This window comes from Acidovorax sp. Leaf160 (genome assembly GCF_001424265.1).
Taxonomy (GTDB): Bacteria; Pseudomonadota; Gammaproteobacteria; order Burkholderiales; family Burkholderiaceae_C; genus Paracidovorax.
This window is the reverse complement of record NZ_LMOV01000024.1, coordinates 237,788-252,535: the sequence shown is the minus strand read 5'-3', so window position 1 is coordinate 252,535 and position 14,748 is coordinate 237,788. Positions and strand designations below refer to the sequence as shown.

The window sequence follows — 14,748 nt, the reverse complement described above, 5'->3', positions numbered from 1 at the left end:
ACGCGGGGCAGGCGCGGCCGCAGCCGCCGGGGCGCATCCGTGAATGAATCCGTCTGACGCGCTGGCGCCCATTTTGGTTGACTCGGGCAGTGGGGCTTTGTCGGGCTTTGCCGGGTCTTCATGGTCGTGTCCGAATGTGGACGCGCGTCGGCTCACGCCTGCACGCCCGGTTGCCGGCCCAGGTAATCGGCCAGCGCGGCGATGGCCTGGCGCACCTTGGCGGGCTGGGTGTCGCGCTGCGGCGTCACGGCCCAGATGCGCAGCCCCTCGATGGGGCCGAAGCGCCAGTCGGGCAGCAGTCGCACCAGCCGGCCCTCCGCCAGCGCCTCCTGCACGTCGATGCTGCCGACCAGCGCCAGCCCCAGGCCCGCCTCGCACATCTGCTGCACCGACAGCTGGTTGTTGCTGGCAATGCGCGCCTGCACCCGCAGGGTTTGCGACGCAGCGCCGGGCGGGTGCAGCTCCACCCTCCAGTCGCCATGGTCGGGTACCAGCCCCAGCCAGGGCTGGGCCAGCAGCTGTTCGGGGCTGCCGGGCACACCGTGGCGGGCCAGCCAGCCGGGGGCCGCGCACAGCCACCACTGCAGCGTGCCCAGCCGCCGCGCGGCCCAGGTGGAGTCGGCCAGGCCTCCGAAGCGCACGGCCAGGTCGACCCGCGCCTGGATGAGGTCGATGGGCGCGTCGTCCACCAGCAGCCGCAGGCGCAGCGCGGGGTGGGCTGCCAGCAGGCCGCCCAGCGCCGGGGCGACATGGCGGGCGAAGCCGACCGGCGCGGCCAGCCGCAACTCGCCGCTCGGGGCATCGCGCGACGCGGCCAGTTCGGCCCGCGCCTGGTCGGCTGCGGCGCACATGGCCGCGCACTGGGCGTGGTAGCGCGCGCCCGCTTCGGTCAGCGCCAGCTGGCGGGTGGACCGGTGCAGCAGCGTGACGCCACCGGCCTGCTCCAGCGCGCGCACCTGCTGGCTGACGGCCGAGGGGCTGAGCCCCAGCGCGCGGGCAGCACCGCTCATCGAGCCGTGCTGCACCACGCTGGCAAAGATGGCCATGCGTTTGAGATCGTCCACTGTGAAGCCTGTCTTCAAGGTGATGGCTTTTTGAGCCGTCTAGTCGAGCGATTGTGCAGTTATTACGATTGCGCCATCGCCTCAACGGCATCTTTTGAAAACCAGGAACTGACATGAACATCGCTTTGATCGGCACCGGCTTCGTAGGCTCTGCCGTGCTGGAAGAACTGCTGCAACGGGGCCACCGCGTGACGGTGCTGGCACGCCACCCCGAGAAGATCGCCCCGCGGGACGGCCTCACCGTGGTGGCCGCAGATGCCCAGCAGGCCGCGCAGGTCGCGGCAGCGGTGCGCGGCCACGACGCGGTGGTGAGCGCCTACAACCCGGGCTGGACGGTGCCGGACATCTACGAGCAGTTCCTGCGCGGCACCGAAGCCATCGTGGAAGGCGTGCGTTCAGCCGGCGTGAAGCGTGTGCTGATGGTGGGCGGGGCGGGCAGCCTGTTCGTCGCCCCCGGCGTGCAGCTGGTCGACACGCCCGATTTCCCGGCCGAGTGGAAGGCCGGCGCCCTGGCCGCCCGCGACGCGCTGACGCGGCTGCGCGGCGAAAAGGAGCTGGAGTGGACGTTCATGTCGCCCGCCATCCTGCTGCAACCCGGCGAGCGCACCGGCCGTTATCGCCTGGGCGGGGAGGAGCCGCTCATGAACGGCGCGGAGCCCGGCAGCATCAGCGTGGCCGATCTGGCCGTGGCCCTGGTCGACGAAGTCGAGGCGCCTCAGCATGTGCGCCAGCGGTTCACGGTGGCGCATTGAGCCTGCGGCGCATCGCGAAAGGCCGGTGCCGGATCGGCCGGCGCCAGCGGGTCGAATGCTATCAATAAAATAGCATAAGACCCTTATGGATCAAGCGCTGGAGGCCGATTTGACCTCCATTCGGCCGGCCGGGTCGCGCTGATTGGCGGCCCGCCCTCTCAGGCCGCCAGCACCCGCCGCATCGTCTCGGCCAGGTCTTCCGCGACGAACTTGGCCACATAGCCGTCCGCGCCCACGCTACGCACATGGTCTTCGTTGGCCGATCCGGACAGCGACGAGTGGATCACCACCGGAATGTGCTTGAGCCGGGGGTCCTGCTTGATGTTGCGCGTCAGGGTGAAGCCGTCCATCTCCGGCATTTCCAGGTCGGTCAGCACCAGCGACACCCGGTCGGCCACCGTCTTGCCTTCGGCCTCGGCGCTGCGGGCGATGGCGTTGAGCCGGTCCCATGCTTCCTTGCCGGACTTGGTCATCTCGTAGGGCGCGTGCAGCGCCTGCAGTTCCTGCTCGATGAGCGAGCGGGCCACGAAGGAATCGTCCGCCGCCAGGATGATGGTGCCGGGCTTGAGCTTCAGCTTGGGACCTATCTTGGAGGCATCGACCTGGTGCGTGTCGGACGGCGAGACCATCTGCAGGATGGCCTCCACGTCCAGCACCTGCGCCAGGCGCGAGCCATCGGTGTTGCCGTCCAGGCGCGCGATGCTGGTCACCAGCTTGCCGCCCGTGCCGCTGCTCTCGGCCGACAGCACCTGCTTCCAGTCCAGCCGCACGATGTCTTCCACCGACTCGACGGCGAACGCCTGCGTGGTGCGCGCGTATTCCGTCACCAGCATGATGTTCAGGCCGGTCTGCGGCTTGCAGCCCACGATGGAGGGCAGGTCCAGCACCGGGATGATCTGCCCGCGCAGGTTGACCACGCCCAGCGAATGCGGTGTGGAGCCAGCGATGGGCGTGATGTTGGGCATGGCCACGATCTCGCGGATCTTGAACACGTTAATACCGAACAGCTCGGACTTGCCCAGCGCCTCGTCCTGCCCGAGGCGGAACAGCAGCAGCTCGAACTTGTTGGTTCCGGTGAGGTTGGTCCGCTCGTCGATTTCCTGCTGTACGGCCTTCATGGCAATTTCCTTGGCAATTGTGTACCTTTGTAAATTCTAGGGGCGAAGCGCCGTTCGCGGCATGCCGGCCGCCGGTAATTCCATCCCGCGCAGGTTTCACCGGCCAGGCCGGGTGCCGGCTGTGGTCATTCGGCGACAGCCGGCCGGCCATGAAAAAAGCCGCCACCGGACTCATCGGGGCGGCTTCGCCAGGCGCCATCGCGCGAGAGGGTGGGGCAATGGCGGCCCCGCAGGTTCAGCGATCCAGCGCGTAGGCGATCACGTAGTCACCACGGTCGGGCGAATTGCGGGCGCCGCCGGCCGAGACCAGCACGTACTGCTTGCCCGTGGCGGGCGCCTTGTAGCTGATCGGCGTGCCCTGGCTGCCGACCGGCAGGCGGGCCTTCCAGATCTCCCTGCCGGTGCCGCTGTCGTAGGCGCGCAGGTAGTAGTCCTGCGTGGCGGCGATGAAGACCAGCCCGCCCTGGGTGGAGAGCGTGCCGCCGATGGTCGGCATGCCGATCGGAATGGGCAAGCCCATCTTCACGCCGAAGGGCCCGGTGTCCCTCACGGTGCCCACGGGAACCTGCCAGGCGATCTGCCGGGTTGTCATGTCCACCGCCGTCAGCGTGCCGAACGGGGGCTTCTGGCACGGGATCTCCAGCGGCGACATGAAGCGCACCTTGGCGTTGATGGCGTAGGGCGTGCCGGCCAGCGGCACCGGGCGGGTGATGGCGGCGGCCTCGTTGCCGTCCGACTTCTTGCCTGCATCCGCCGGATCGGCGGCGATCAGCTGCACCTCCAGGCCCACGCGCATGTCGTTGACGAACAGGTAGCCGCTGTTCGGATCGACCGACAGGCCGCCCCAATTCATGCCGCCCAGGGAGCCGGGCAGATTCAGCGACGGGTCGGTGCCCGGCGGCGTGAAGAGGCCGGTGTAGCGCTTGGATTTGAACTGGATGCGGCACAGCAGCTGGTCGAAGGGCGTGGCGCCCCACATGTCGGACTCCTTCAGGTCGGACGCGCCGATGCTGGGCATGCCGACCGAGAAAGGCTGGGTGGGCGAATAGGTTTCACCGGGGATCTTGCCTGCCGGCACGGGGCGTTCCTGCACTTCGGTGAGCGGCTTGCCGGTCTGGCGGTCGAGCACGAAGATCTGCCCGGCCTTGGTGCCGAACACCAGCGCCGGCGTGGTCTTGCCGCCCTCGCCGGGGAAGTCCACGAACGAAGGCTGCATGGGCACGTCGAAGTCCCAGAGGTCGTCGTGCACGGTCTGGTAGACCCACTTTTCCTTGCCGGTGGCGGCGTCCACGGCCAGCATCGACGCGCCGTACTTGCGGTCCAGCCGGTTGTGCTTCACGCCCCAGAGATCCACTGCCGCGCTGCCCACCGGCATAAAGACGGTGTTCGACTGCGGGTCATACGACATCGGCGCCCAGACATTGGGCGTGGAACGCACGTAGGTCTGGCCTTCGGGCGGTGCCGTCTGCACCTCGGGGTTGCCCGGGTCGAAGGCCCAGCGCAGTGCGCCGGTCACCACGTCGAAGCCGCGCACCACGCCGCCCGGCATGTCCGTGCTCACGTTGTCGGCCACGCGGCCGCCGATGACGATGGTCGTGCCCGCCAGCGTGGGGGCGGACGTGGGGTAGTACTCGCCCGTGTCCGCGCCCTTGCCCATGCCGGCGCGCAGATCGACGCGGCCCCCCTGGCCGAAGCCGGTGCAGAAGGCGCCGGTGTCGGCGTCCAGCGCGATCAGCTCGGGCGTCACGCTGTTCATCAGGATGCGGCGCTGGCAGGGGGCGCCGGGCGCCACGGCGGCGGGCGGCACGGGCGTGGAGCCGGCCACCGTGGGCTGCTGCAGCGGCGCCGTGGCGTCGAAGTACGCCAGTCCGCGGCAGCGCATCCACTTCTTCTGCTTGGCGTTGATCTCGGTCTTCCAGAGTTCCTTGCCAGTCGCCGCGTCGAGCGCGATGACGTTGTTGTGCGGCGTGCAGAGGAACACGCGGTCGCCGATCTGCAGGGGCGTCAACTGGTCTTCCGCACCGCCGCCGCCGGGGCTCACGGGCGTGTCGCCGGTGCGGTAGGTCCAGGCGACCTGCAGGTCCTTCACGTTGTCGCGCGTGATCTGGTCCAGCGCGGCAAACCGGCTGCCGCCCGGCGTGTTGCCGTAGTGCGCCCAGTTCACCTGCTCGGTGCCGGGCGCGACCGGCGTCGGGGCCGGGCCGCTGCCCTGTGCGGCCACCACCGCATGCGGCTGGAACATGCCCCAGACGGTCGCCAGGCACAGCACCGCCAGCACGCCGGCCACGGCCAGCGCGGGCTGCCGTGCGCTGGTCTGGCCTGCTGCGCGGCGCAGCCACGGGAACGAGGCCGCCACGGCCACGCCGATCACCGCGAACGGCATCAGGCGCGACACCAGCGGCCAGAAGTCCAGGCCGGCCTCGGCCACGGCCCAGACCGCCGTGCCCAGCAGCGCGGCTGCGAAGACCCAGGCGCCGGAGGGCCGGGCGCGCGCGATCTGCGCGCCGGCAATCACCCAGGCCGTGCCGGCGATCACGAAATAGGCGCTGCCGCCCAACGCGAGCAGCCGCGAACCGAAGAAAGCGAAGAACAGCCCTGCGGCCAGGATGACCAGCCCGAGCGCGGCCAGCCAGATCCGTGCCGCGACAGGCACGGAAGTCGGAGATTTACCCATGAAGAAACCCAATCGAGATGCCACCCAGGCGGTGGCAGGAGGGCGTCGAAGATCGCGGCGGGCGCTGGAGTCCAGCGGGCGCCAGCGTGCCGCACCAGACGTGCGGCAGCTTCGACGGACAGGGGCAGGAGTGTAGGCGTTCCCGGCCCAATCGTTAGGCAGGCATGGTGTTAACCACGTTGCCGTTCTGGGTGTCGTGTGATAGGCGGGTGCGGCGCTTCGCCGTCGGCCTGGATGGGAGTGGGGGTGGAGGTAGCGGTCGAGGTGGCGCCCGGGTATGGGCTAGACGACCCCGGCCGCGCGCCACTCGGCCAGGCGTTCGTGGCCGATGCCCCAGTCCTGCAGCACTTCGGCCGTGTGCTGGCCGAGGGCCGGCGGGGCGTGGCGCAGCACGGGCGGCGTGGCCGACAGGCGCAGGGGGCTGGCCACGGTGGCGATGGTGGCCACGCCGTCGCCGGGCGCTTGGGTGCCGTCGGCCCAGCGGGGCAGTTCCACGCGCAGCTGCCGCGCCTGCACCTGCGGGTCGTCGAAAGCCTGGGCCACGTTGTTGATGGGGCCGCAGGGCACGGCCTTGTCTTCCAGCAGGGCGACCCAGTCGGCGGTGCTGCGGGTGCGGGTCACCGCTTCCATCAAGGGGATGAGCGTACTGCGATGCTTCACGCGCAGGGTGTTGGTGGCGAAGCGCGCATCCTGCGCCCACTGGGGCTGGCCGGCCGCCGCGCAGAAGCGGGCGAACTGGCCGTCGTTGCCGATCGCCAGCAGCATGTTGCCGTCGGCGGTGGGGAAGTCCTGGTAGGGCACCAGGCTGGGGTGGCTGTTGCCCATGCGGCCGGGCGCTTCGCCCGTGGCCAGGAAGCCGGCCGCCTGGTTGGCCAGCACGGCCATGCCCACGTCCAGCAGCGCCATGTCGATGTGCTGGCCTTCGCCGGTGCCGTTCGTGGCGTTGTCGCGCACATGCAGCGCTGCCAGGATGGCGTTGCTGGCATAGAGGCCCGTGAACAGATCGATGACCGCGACACCCACGCGCAGCGGGCCGCCGCCGGGCGCTTCGTCGGCGCGGCCGGTGATGCTCATGAGCCCGGTCATGGCCTGCACCATCAGGTCGTAGCCGGCGCGCTCGGCATAGGGCCCGGTCTGGCCGAAACCGGTGACCGAGCAGTAGATGAGGCGCGGGTTCAGCGCGCGCAGGCTGGCATGGTCCAGCCCGTACTGCTGCAGCCCGCCCACCTTGAAGTTCTCCACCACCACGTCGGCCTGCAGCGCCATCTGGCGGATGAGCTGCTGGCCTTCGGCCGTCGACATGTCGATGGTGATGGAGCGCTTGTTGCGGTTGCAGGCCGTGAAGTAGGCGGCCTGGTCGGTGTCGTGGCCATCCGCATCGCGCAGGAAGGGCGGGCCCCAGTGCCGCGTGTCGTCGCCCACGCCAGGGCGCTCCACCTTCACCACGTCCGCACCCAGGTCCGCCAGCACCTGCGTGCACCACGGGCCGGCCAGCACGCGCGAGAGATCGAGCACGCGGATGCCGGCCAGGGCGCCTGCAGGGGTGGAAGCGGGTGAGGTCATGCGGTGCCCATTGGAGGGTTCAGGATGAAAATGGCCTGCAGCGCCTGTATATCAGGCGCATGCAGCTATTGATTTAATAGCAAATGGGCATCAGAACGCGGCCAGCCCGGTTTGTGCCCGGCCCAGGATCAGCGCATGCACGTCGTGCGTGCCTTCGTAGGTGTTCACCACTTCCAGGTTGACCAGATGGCGTGCCACGCCGAACTCGTCGCTGATGCCGTTGCCGCCCATCATGTCGCGGGCCAGGCGGGCAATGTCGAGCGCCTTGCCGCAGTTGTTGCGCTTGATGATGGAGGTGCCTTCAACCGACGCGATGCCTTCGTCCTTCATGCGGCCGAAGCGCAGCGCGGCCTGCAGGCCCAGGGCGATCTCGGTCTGCATGTCGGCCAGCTTCTTCTGGATGAGCTGCGTGGCCGCGAGCGGGCGGCCGAACTGCTTGCGGTCCAGCGTGTACTGGCGCGCGGTGTGCCAGCAGAATTCGGCGGCACCCATCGCGCCCCAGGCAATGCCGTAGCGGGCGCTGTTGAGGCAGGTGAAGGGGCCCTTGAGGCCCTGCACTTCGGGGAAGGCGTTTTCTTCCGGCACGAACACGTCGTCCATCACGATCTCGCCGGTGACGCTGGCACGCAGGCCCACCTTGCCGTGGATGGCCGGCGCGCTGAGGCCCTTCATGCCCTTTTCCAGCACGAAGCCGCGGATGGGGCCGACGGCGCCGCCTTCGGAGACCTCCTTGGCCCAGACCACGAACACGTCGGCCACGGGGCTGTTGGTGATCCACATCTTGGTGCCCTTGAGCTTGTAGCCGCCAGCCGTCTTGTAGGCGCGCGTGGCCATGCTGCCGGGGTCGGAGCCGTGGTCGGGTTCGGTCAGGCCGAAGCACCCGATCCATTCGCCGCTGGCGAGCTTGGGCAGGTACTTCTGCTTTTGCTCTTCAGTGCCGAATTCGAAGATCGGCACCATCACCAGCGAGCTCTGCACGCTGGCCATCGAGCGATAGCCGGAATCGACACGCTCCACTTCACGGGCGATCAGGCCGTAGGCCACGTAGCCCAGGCCCGGGCCGCCGTACTGCTCCGGAATGGTGGGGCCCAGCAGGCCCACTTCGCCCATCTCGCGGAAGATGCTGGTGTCCATCTTCTCGTGGCGGAACGCGTCCAGCACGCGCGGGGCCAGCTTGTCCTGGCAGTAGGCGGCAGCGGCGTCGCGGATGGCACGCTCGTCGTCGGTCAGCTGCTGGTCGATGAGGAAAGGGTCGTCCCATTGGAATGCTGCGTGGGCCATGGTGTGTCTCCGGAGTCGAAAGCGGGGTGGAAGAAGGGGGAAGTAGGTAGAAGAGGCGCCAGACATGCCGCGATGGCATGGCGGGGCCGCGTGGAACCGATGGTACGAGGTGATCCATGCGTGGGCAAACGACTTGTTGTCATCCAGAAATGCGCAAATGGAATGTCTGGCGGTCTCCTGGGTTAGGCTTGTGGGCATGCATCGCCATCTACCGTCCACCCAGGCGCTGGCCTGTTTCGAAGCCGCAGCCCGCCATGAGAGCTACACCCGCGCAGCGCAGGAGCTGTCGCTCACCCAGAGCGCGGTGTCGCGCCAGATCCTGGCGCTGGAAGAGTGGCTGGGTGTGCAGCTCTTTCGCCGCACGCGCCACGGAGTGGTGCTGACGCCGGCCGGCGCCCGCTACGGGCGGCAGGTGGCGCGCTGGCTGCAGGGGCTGGAGCGCGACACGCTCGACGTGATGTCCCACCAGGGCCGGGGTGGGGCGCTTTCGCTGGCGGCGGTGCCGACCTTCGCCACGCGCTGGCTGATTCCCCGCCTGCCCCGGCTGGCCGCGCTCCATCCCGACATCGTCGTGCACATCGACACGCGCACCCGCCCGTTCCTCTTTGCCGACACCACGTTCGACGCGGCGCTGTATGCCGGCACGCCGGAACAGATCGCGCAGTGGCCGGGGGTGCAGGTACAGCGGTTGATGCATGAAGACGTGGTGCCGGCGTGCAGCCCGCGTTTGCTCGCCGCTGCGGCGACCCGGGGCCCCGGTCGTGCGCACCAGCCCGTGGCGGCCGAGGCCCTAGCCCAGCTGCCGCTCCTGCAGCAGAGCACGCGGCCGCTGGGCTGGCAGCAGTGGTTCGCGGCGCAGGCCGTCGATGCCCCGCGCGCTCTCGACGGTCCGCGCTACGAGCTGTTTTCCATGCTGGCCGTGGCCGCGACCCACGGCCTTGGCGTGGCGCTCATGCCGCCGATGCTGATCGAGGCGGAAATCGCCCGGGGCGAGCTGGTCATCGCCTGCGCAAAACCCCTGCGTGGCGAGCGTGCCTACTACCTGGTCAGTCCGTCGCAGGCCCAATCGCCCGTGCTCGCGACGTTCTCCGCCTGGTTGAAGGACAACGCCGCAACTTGAGGCTTTGCAGCCCATTCGGGCCGCTGGCGGGTTGCACGCCCTGGGTCGCGGCACTACCCTTTGACCGTAGAACCACATTCAAAGGAGTTGCCTTCATGTCCGCCATCCCGTCCACCTACCATGCCCCCACGTTCGAGCCCACCCTGGACGAGATCGAGACCCTGAAACAGCTGGAACTAGGCCGCGGCATCAGCGTCCCGGAAGCGTTGAAGCACCACTTGTCCGGCCGTCTTCTCGACTGGAAACTGATCGCGCGATCGGCCCATGGCGACCTGCAGATCACCGATGCGGGCCGCGACATCATCAAGCGCCAGAACAACTGATCGCCGCTGGTGCTGGCCGGTGGCCCGCCACGGTCGCCCCAGTGTCAGCACCCGCACCCACTAAGCCGTCCCTGCCCATCGGCACCGGACGGCTTTTTTGCCTCCGGCCCCACCGCGGAGTCGCGGGTGGGCACGGCAGGCGCCGTAGTCCTACACCCGGCGGTGGTGCGCCCGGCTAAATTGCTTCCGTTCGGAACACGCCTTGGTGCGTGGACCTCTCCAGATCTCGCGCTGCAAGGAGTACCCGTGCCACTGCATCCCCGCTCTCTCCCACGCCCGTCGGCCCTCACCGCGCTGCGGTCCCCGGCCTGTGGCGTGTGCAGCGATGTGTGGCGGGCGGCAGTGGCTTCAGCAGCGCAACGGTCAGCTCAACGCCTGCCGGCATGCTGACCCCCTGTTCACCAGCGTCTTCGTATCGGTGCATGACCCATTCTCTCGTTCACACCTATTGAAGGAGCGACCAGATGAAGAAAGTCTTGACCGTGGTGGTTGGATTCATGCTGTTCTCCAGCGTCAGCATCGCCTACCTGGCCGCATCGGTCATGTACAGCGTGTGAGGTGAAGAATGGGCCAATCCTCAAGCACCCTCATGCGACGCCACGCTGGGACCCGCTCGCCGATCGCTCTGATCTCTCGGGCTGCGGCCGCTCAGTCCGGTGGCATTCCGGGGCAGCCGGTGGAGCCCGACGTGCCCGGTCCCGCGCCTGAACCGGCAGACACCCCTCCCTACATCCGCCGAGCGACGCTCCACTGAGCCGGTCTGCGCTGTACGCGCGATGACGGCAAAGGCCCCACGCGTAAGCGCGGCGGCCCAACCCCGTCCACCGGCGATGGTTTGTCAGCCGCGCACTCCGCGCCGCCCACCCGTGTGGCCTTCCAGTGCAATCCGCACCCGGCGCGCCAGGTCGCTCATGCCGTAAGGCTTTTTCAGCACGTCGAACTCCGCGCCTTCCGACACATCGCTGATGTTGCCGTCGCCCGCATAACCGGTCGTCAGCAGGATGGCGATGCGCGGATTGCGCCGCCGGATCTCGCGCGCGAGCATGAAGCCGTTCATGCCGCCCGGCATCAGCACGTCGGAGAACACCAGGTCCGGCACCAGCGGGCTGGTCTTGTGGTCGAGCCGCGCCAGCGCCTGCGCCGCATCGGTCGCGATCTCGACCTGGTAGCCGAGGCTCTCGAGCATCGCGCCGGCCAGGTCGGCCACCTCCTGGCGATCGTCCACCACCAGCACGCTCTCGGTTCCGCCACGCTCGGCGGGCCTGTCTTCCGCCGGATGGGCGGGCACGTTCATGGGCTTGCCGGTCGCGGGGAAGTAAAGGCGCACGGTGGTGCCCACGCCCACTTCCGAATAAATGCTGACAGTCCCGCCCGACTGCTTGGCGAACCCATACACCATCGACAGGCCCAGGCCGGTGCCCTTGCCCTCGGGCTTGGTGGTGAAGAACGGGTTGACCACCTGCTTGATCAGCTCGGGCGGTATGCCCTCGCCCGTGTCGGTGATGGAGATCGCCACGTACTGCCCCGGCTGCAGTCCGCCGAAGGCCACCACGTCCGCCCCGGTCACGTGCACATTGCTCGTCTGGATCGTCACCTTGCCGCCGTCGGGCATGGCGTCGCGGGCGTTGGTGATGATGTTGATGATGGCCGCCTCGAGCTGGGTCGGGTCCACCTGGCAGTTGCCCAGGTCGTCATCGAGGTCCAGCTGCAGCTGGATGCGGTCGTTCAGCGTCTCCTCCATCATGGCCCGGATGCTCTCGGCCGTGGCGTTCAGGTTGATTGGCCGCCCTTCCAGCCGCTGCTTGCGCGCGAAGGCCAGCAGCTGCTGGGTGAGGGTGGCCGCGCGTTTCACCGCCTCGGTCGCGCTGCCCACGCTGCCCAGCACCGAATCTGCGTCCTTGCCGGACTGGATGCGACGCTTGGCGATCTCCAGGTGGCCGGAGATGACCTGCAGCAGATTGTTGAAGTCGTGCGAGATGCCGCCCGTCAACTGGCCCAGCGCCTCCATCTTCTGCGCCTGCGCCAGTGCCAGTTCGGCGTCGCGCCGGCGGCTCACGTCCAGCTGCGACGCGAAGAAATACACCAGCTGCTTGTTCTTGTTGTAGACCGGCGAGACGAACAGCGCATTCCAGAACGACGAGCCGTCCTTGCGGTAGTTCAGGATCTCGGTGGTGAACTCGCGCCGGTTGGCGATGGCCTCGGCGAGCGCGCTGACCGTCGAGCGATCGGTGCCCGGCCCCTGCAGGAAACGGCAGTTGGTGCCCAGAATTTCATCGGGCGTATATCCCGTCATCGACAGGAAGGCGCGGTTGACGAAGACGATCGGGTTGTCGTGCTGCCGAGGGTCGGTCACCAGCATCGGCATGCGGGTGGTTTCGATGGCGGTGAAGAAGATGTCGTCTTCGTGGTCCCTCAACGTCCGGACATCGGAGCCGGCCATGGACACCTCGGGTGCCCGCGATCCATGTATGGGGGGCTTTTCGTCGTGCGAATTCATGCTGCATTAGAGCAGCGCCGGAGCCGTTTGGCGTAGGCGCTGGCGCCATTTTGTCTGTCGGCTCGATTCGTCCGAACATCGGCGGCACGCCCGGCATCAGACAGCGGGGCGATTGCGGCGTTGCGATGACCGAGATGGGGTGGCGTGAGGGGGAAGAAGTGCAGCGGGTGGCGACGCTGGAGGCGTGCCGGGCACCCGTGGCGGCACCCTCGAACCGGAACGCGTGGCGGAGCGAAAGCCGGAACACATTCAAAAACCATAGCTGAAGAGCCATGGTGCCCGGGGCCGGAATCGAACCGGCACGCCTTGCGGCGGGGGATTTTGAGTCCCCTGCGTCTACCAATTCCACCACCCGGGCGACGCAAAAATCAAAGAGGCGAATTATGGCACAGTAGCATCATATGAAGACCTATCCCACCATCGAAGACGCCATCGGCCGCACGCCGCTCGTGGCGTTGCAGCGCATCGGCGCGGCGGACAACCAGGCGCGCGGCAATGTCGTGCTGGGCAAGCTGGAGGGCAACAACCCTGCGGGTTCGGTGAAGGACCGGCCGGCGCTGTCGATGATTCGCCGGGCGGAAGAGCGCGGCGAGATCCAGCCGGGCGACACCCTGATCGAGGCCACCTCCGGCAATACCGGCATCGCCCTGGCGATGGCGGCGGCCGTGCGCGGCTACCGCATGGTGCTGGTGATGCCGGAAGACCTTTCCATCGAGCGGGCGCAAACCATGAAGGCGTTCGGCGCCGAGCTGATCCTGACGCCCAAGAGCGGCGGCATGGAATATGCGCGAGACCTGGCCGACACCATGGTCGCGCAGGGCAAGGGCAGGGTGCTCGATCAGTTCGCGAACCCCGACAATCCGCGCATCCATTACGAAACCACCGGCCCGGAACTGTGGGAGCAGACCGAAGGCCGCATCACCCACTTCGTCAGCGCCATGGGCACCACCGGCACCATCACCGGCGTGTCGCGGTTCCTGAAGGAGAAGAACCCCGCGATCCAGATCATCGGCGCGCAGCCGAAGGAGGGCTCGCGCATTCCGGGCATCCGCAAGTGGCCCGAGGAATACCTGCCGAAGATCTACGACCCTCGCGCGGTGGATGAAACCATCAGCGTCGGCCAGGACGATGCGGAAGACATGTGCCGCCGCATGGCCCGTGAAGAAGGCATCTTCGGCGGCATTTCCGCTGCCGGCGCCTGCTGGGCCGCGCAGGAGATCGCCCGCCGCGAGCAGAACGCGACCATCGTGTTCGTGGTGTGCGACCGGGGCGACCGTTACCTGTCCACCGGCGTCTTTCCGGCCTGACCCGCCGGAACGGTTTCCCTGTTCGGCGCGGCATATGAAGGCGAATCGCCCTCCAGCGCCCGTCAACCGGGCGGTGTTTGCTATTGAAAAGATAGCTATTTCGACCGCCCTCAGCGAGGTTCTCCCATGCTGTACGAAACACGGTTCTGCACGCACTGCGCGACGGCGCTGGCTCCCATCACGCTGATGGAAGACGGCGGGCCCACGGAGCGGCTTCGCTGCCCGGCTTGCGGATGGACGCACTGGAACAACCCCACGCCCGTGCTTGCCGCCATCGTCGAGTACGAAGGCAAGGTTCTGCTGGCCCGCAATGCCGCCTGGCCCGGCAAGGCTTTCGGGCTCATCACCGGCTTCATGGAGGCCGGGGAGAGCCCGCAAGAAGGCATTGCCCGCGAGATCAAGGAAGAAACGCAGCTCGACGTGGAGGATGGGGCGGGGGGCTTGCAGCTGGTGGGCGCCTATCCCTTCCTGCGCATGAACCAAGTGATCATCGCCTACCACGCGGTGGCGCGCGGCAGCATCCGGCTGTCGCCAGAGCTGGTCGAGTACCGTCTGATCGCTCCGTCTTCCGTCGTCTGCTGGCCGGCGGGCACGGGCTATGCGCTGGCCGACTGGCTGCGCGCGCGGGGCATCGAGCCGCGCTTTGCCGACTTCCAGGCGGCCCGCAGCGTCGATGATCCGGCGTGAGCCGCGCAGAGGTGTCGGACAGCCCTGCGGCCTGCAGCGTGCCGGCGGCACGGGCCCGGCCTAAAATCACGCCCTACGTCCAGGAAACACGATGCACATCCACCAGGAAATCGACACCCGCGGTCTGAACTGCCCGCTGCCCATCTTGAAGGCGAAGAAAGCGCTGGCCACCATGGGCAGCGGCCAGTTGCTCAAGGTGCTGGCAACCGATGGCGGCTCGCTGCGGGATTTCCAGGCGTTCGCCAAGCAGACCGGCAACGAACTGGTCGAGCAGCAGACTGTGGGCGACGAATACATCCACGTGCTGCGCCGCCGCTGATCGGCACAAGGTCGCAGGCGGCGCTGCCGGTCGCCAGGGCGGG

12 protein-coding genes and 1 tRNA gene are annotated in these 14,748 nt (G+C 68.1%); 6 read left to right on the top strand and 7 right to left on the bottom strand.

Annotated features, from left to right (window positions below; genetic code table 11):
* Positions 1-152 precede the first annotated feature (152 nt).
* Positions 153-1,064, bottom strand: a complete 912-nt coding sequence (locus ASF94_RS14675) for a LysR family transcriptional regulator (protein ID WP_056667839.1) — start codon at positions 1,062-1,064, stop codon at positions 153-155.
* A gap of 113 nt (positions 1,065-1,177) precedes the next feature.
* On the opposite strand from ASF94_RS14675, the gene ASF94_RS14670 reads away from it, so the two are divergent.
* A complete protein-coding gene (locus tag ASF94_RS14670; protein ID WP_056667836.1) occupies positions 1,178-1,816 on the top strand; it encodes an NAD(P)-dependent oxidoreductase in 639 nt (212 codons plus the stop codon).
* Between the two features lie 158 nt (positions 1,817-1,974).
* Here the strand turns inward: ASF94_RS14670 and ASF94_RS14665 are convergent, their stop codons facing one another.
* From ASF94_RS14665 to ASF94_RS14650, 4 genes are all read right to left on the bottom strand, one after another.
* On the bottom strand, positions 1,975-2,934 hold the full coding sequence (locus ASF94_RS14665; protein WP_056667833.1) for a chemotaxis protein: 960 nt from the start codon (positions 2,932-2,934) through the stop codon (positions 1,975-1,977).
* Positions 2,935-3,169: 235 nt separating this feature from the next.
* On the bottom strand, positions 3,170-5,608 hold the full coding sequence (locus tag ASF94_RS14660) for a membrane-bound PQQ-dependent dehydrogenase, glucose/quinate/shikimate family (RefSeq protein ID WP_056668154.1): 2,439 nt from the start codon (positions 5,606-5,608) through the stop codon (positions 3,170-3,172).
* 282 nt (positions 5,609-5,890) lie between these two features.
* Positions 5,891-7,171: a CaiB/BaiF CoA-transferase family protein gene (locus tag ASF94_RS14655; protein ID WP_056667830.1), complete on the bottom strand. Its 1,281-nt coding sequence runs from the start codon at positions 7,169-7,171 to the stop codon at positions 5,891-5,893.
* 90 nt (positions 7,172-7,261) lie between these two features.
* Entirely contained in the window at positions 7,262-8,452 is a 1,191-nt protein-coding gene (locus ASF94_RS14650; RefSeq protein ID WP_056667827.1) for an acyl-CoA dehydrogenase, read from the bottom strand.
* A gap of 196 nt (positions 8,453-8,648) precedes the next feature.
* On the opposite strand from ASF94_RS14650, the gene ASF94_RS14645 reads away from it, so the two are divergent.
* Positions 8,649-9,572 carry a LysR substrate-binding domain-containing protein gene (locus tag ASF94_RS14645; protein ID WP_056667824.1) on the top strand — a complete coding sequence of 308 codons (924 nt, stop codon included), beginning with the start codon at positions 8,649-8,651 and terminating at the stop codon, positions 9,570-9,572.
* Between the two features lie 95 nt (positions 9,573-9,667).
* On the top strand, positions 9,668-9,895 hold the full coding sequence (locus ASF94_RS14640) for a hypothetical protein (protein ID WP_056667821.1): 228 nt from the start codon (positions 9,668-9,670) through the stop codon (positions 9,893-9,895).
* 838 nt (positions 9,896-10,733) lie between these two features.
* Here the strand turns inward: ASF94_RS14640 and ASF94_RS14635 are convergent.
* Positions 10,734-12,335 carry a histidine kinase famiy protein gene (locus ASF94_RS14635; RefSeq protein ID WP_156382553.1) on the bottom strand — a complete coding sequence of 534 codons (1,602 nt, stop codon included), beginning with the start codon at positions 12,333-12,335 and terminating at the stop codon, positions 10,734-10,736.
* A 330-nt stretch (positions 12,336-12,665) separates the two neighbouring features.
* Positions 12,666-12,750, bottom strand: a tRNA-Leu gene (locus tag ASF94_RS14630).
* Between the two features lie 43 nt (positions 12,751-12,793).
* Between ASF94_RS14630 and cysM the strand changes: the two genes are divergently transcribed.
* The 3 genes from cysM to ASF94_RS14615 all read left to right on the top strand — a co-directional run bounded on the left by cysM (position 12,794) and on the right by ASF94_RS14615 (position 14,705).
* The gene (gene cysM, locus ASF94_RS14625) at positions 12,794-13,699 is read left to right on the top strand and encodes a cysteine synthase CysM (protein WP_056667816.1); all 906 of its coding nucleotides are present in this window, start codon (positions 12,794-12,796) and stop codon (positions 13,697-13,699) included.
* 126 nt (positions 13,700-13,825) lie between these two features.
* On the top strand, positions 13,826-14,386 hold the full coding sequence (locus ASF94_RS14620; RefSeq protein ID WP_056667813.1) for an NUDIX domain-containing protein: 561 nt from the start codon (positions 13,826-13,828) through the stop codon (positions 14,384-14,386).
* Positions 14,387-14,477: 91 nt separating this feature from the next.
* Entirely contained in the window at positions 14,478-14,705 is a 228-nt protein-coding gene (locus ASF94_RS14615; protein WP_056667810.1) for a sulfurtransferase TusA family protein, read from the top strand.
* Positions 14,706-14,748 lie beyond the last annotated feature (43 nt).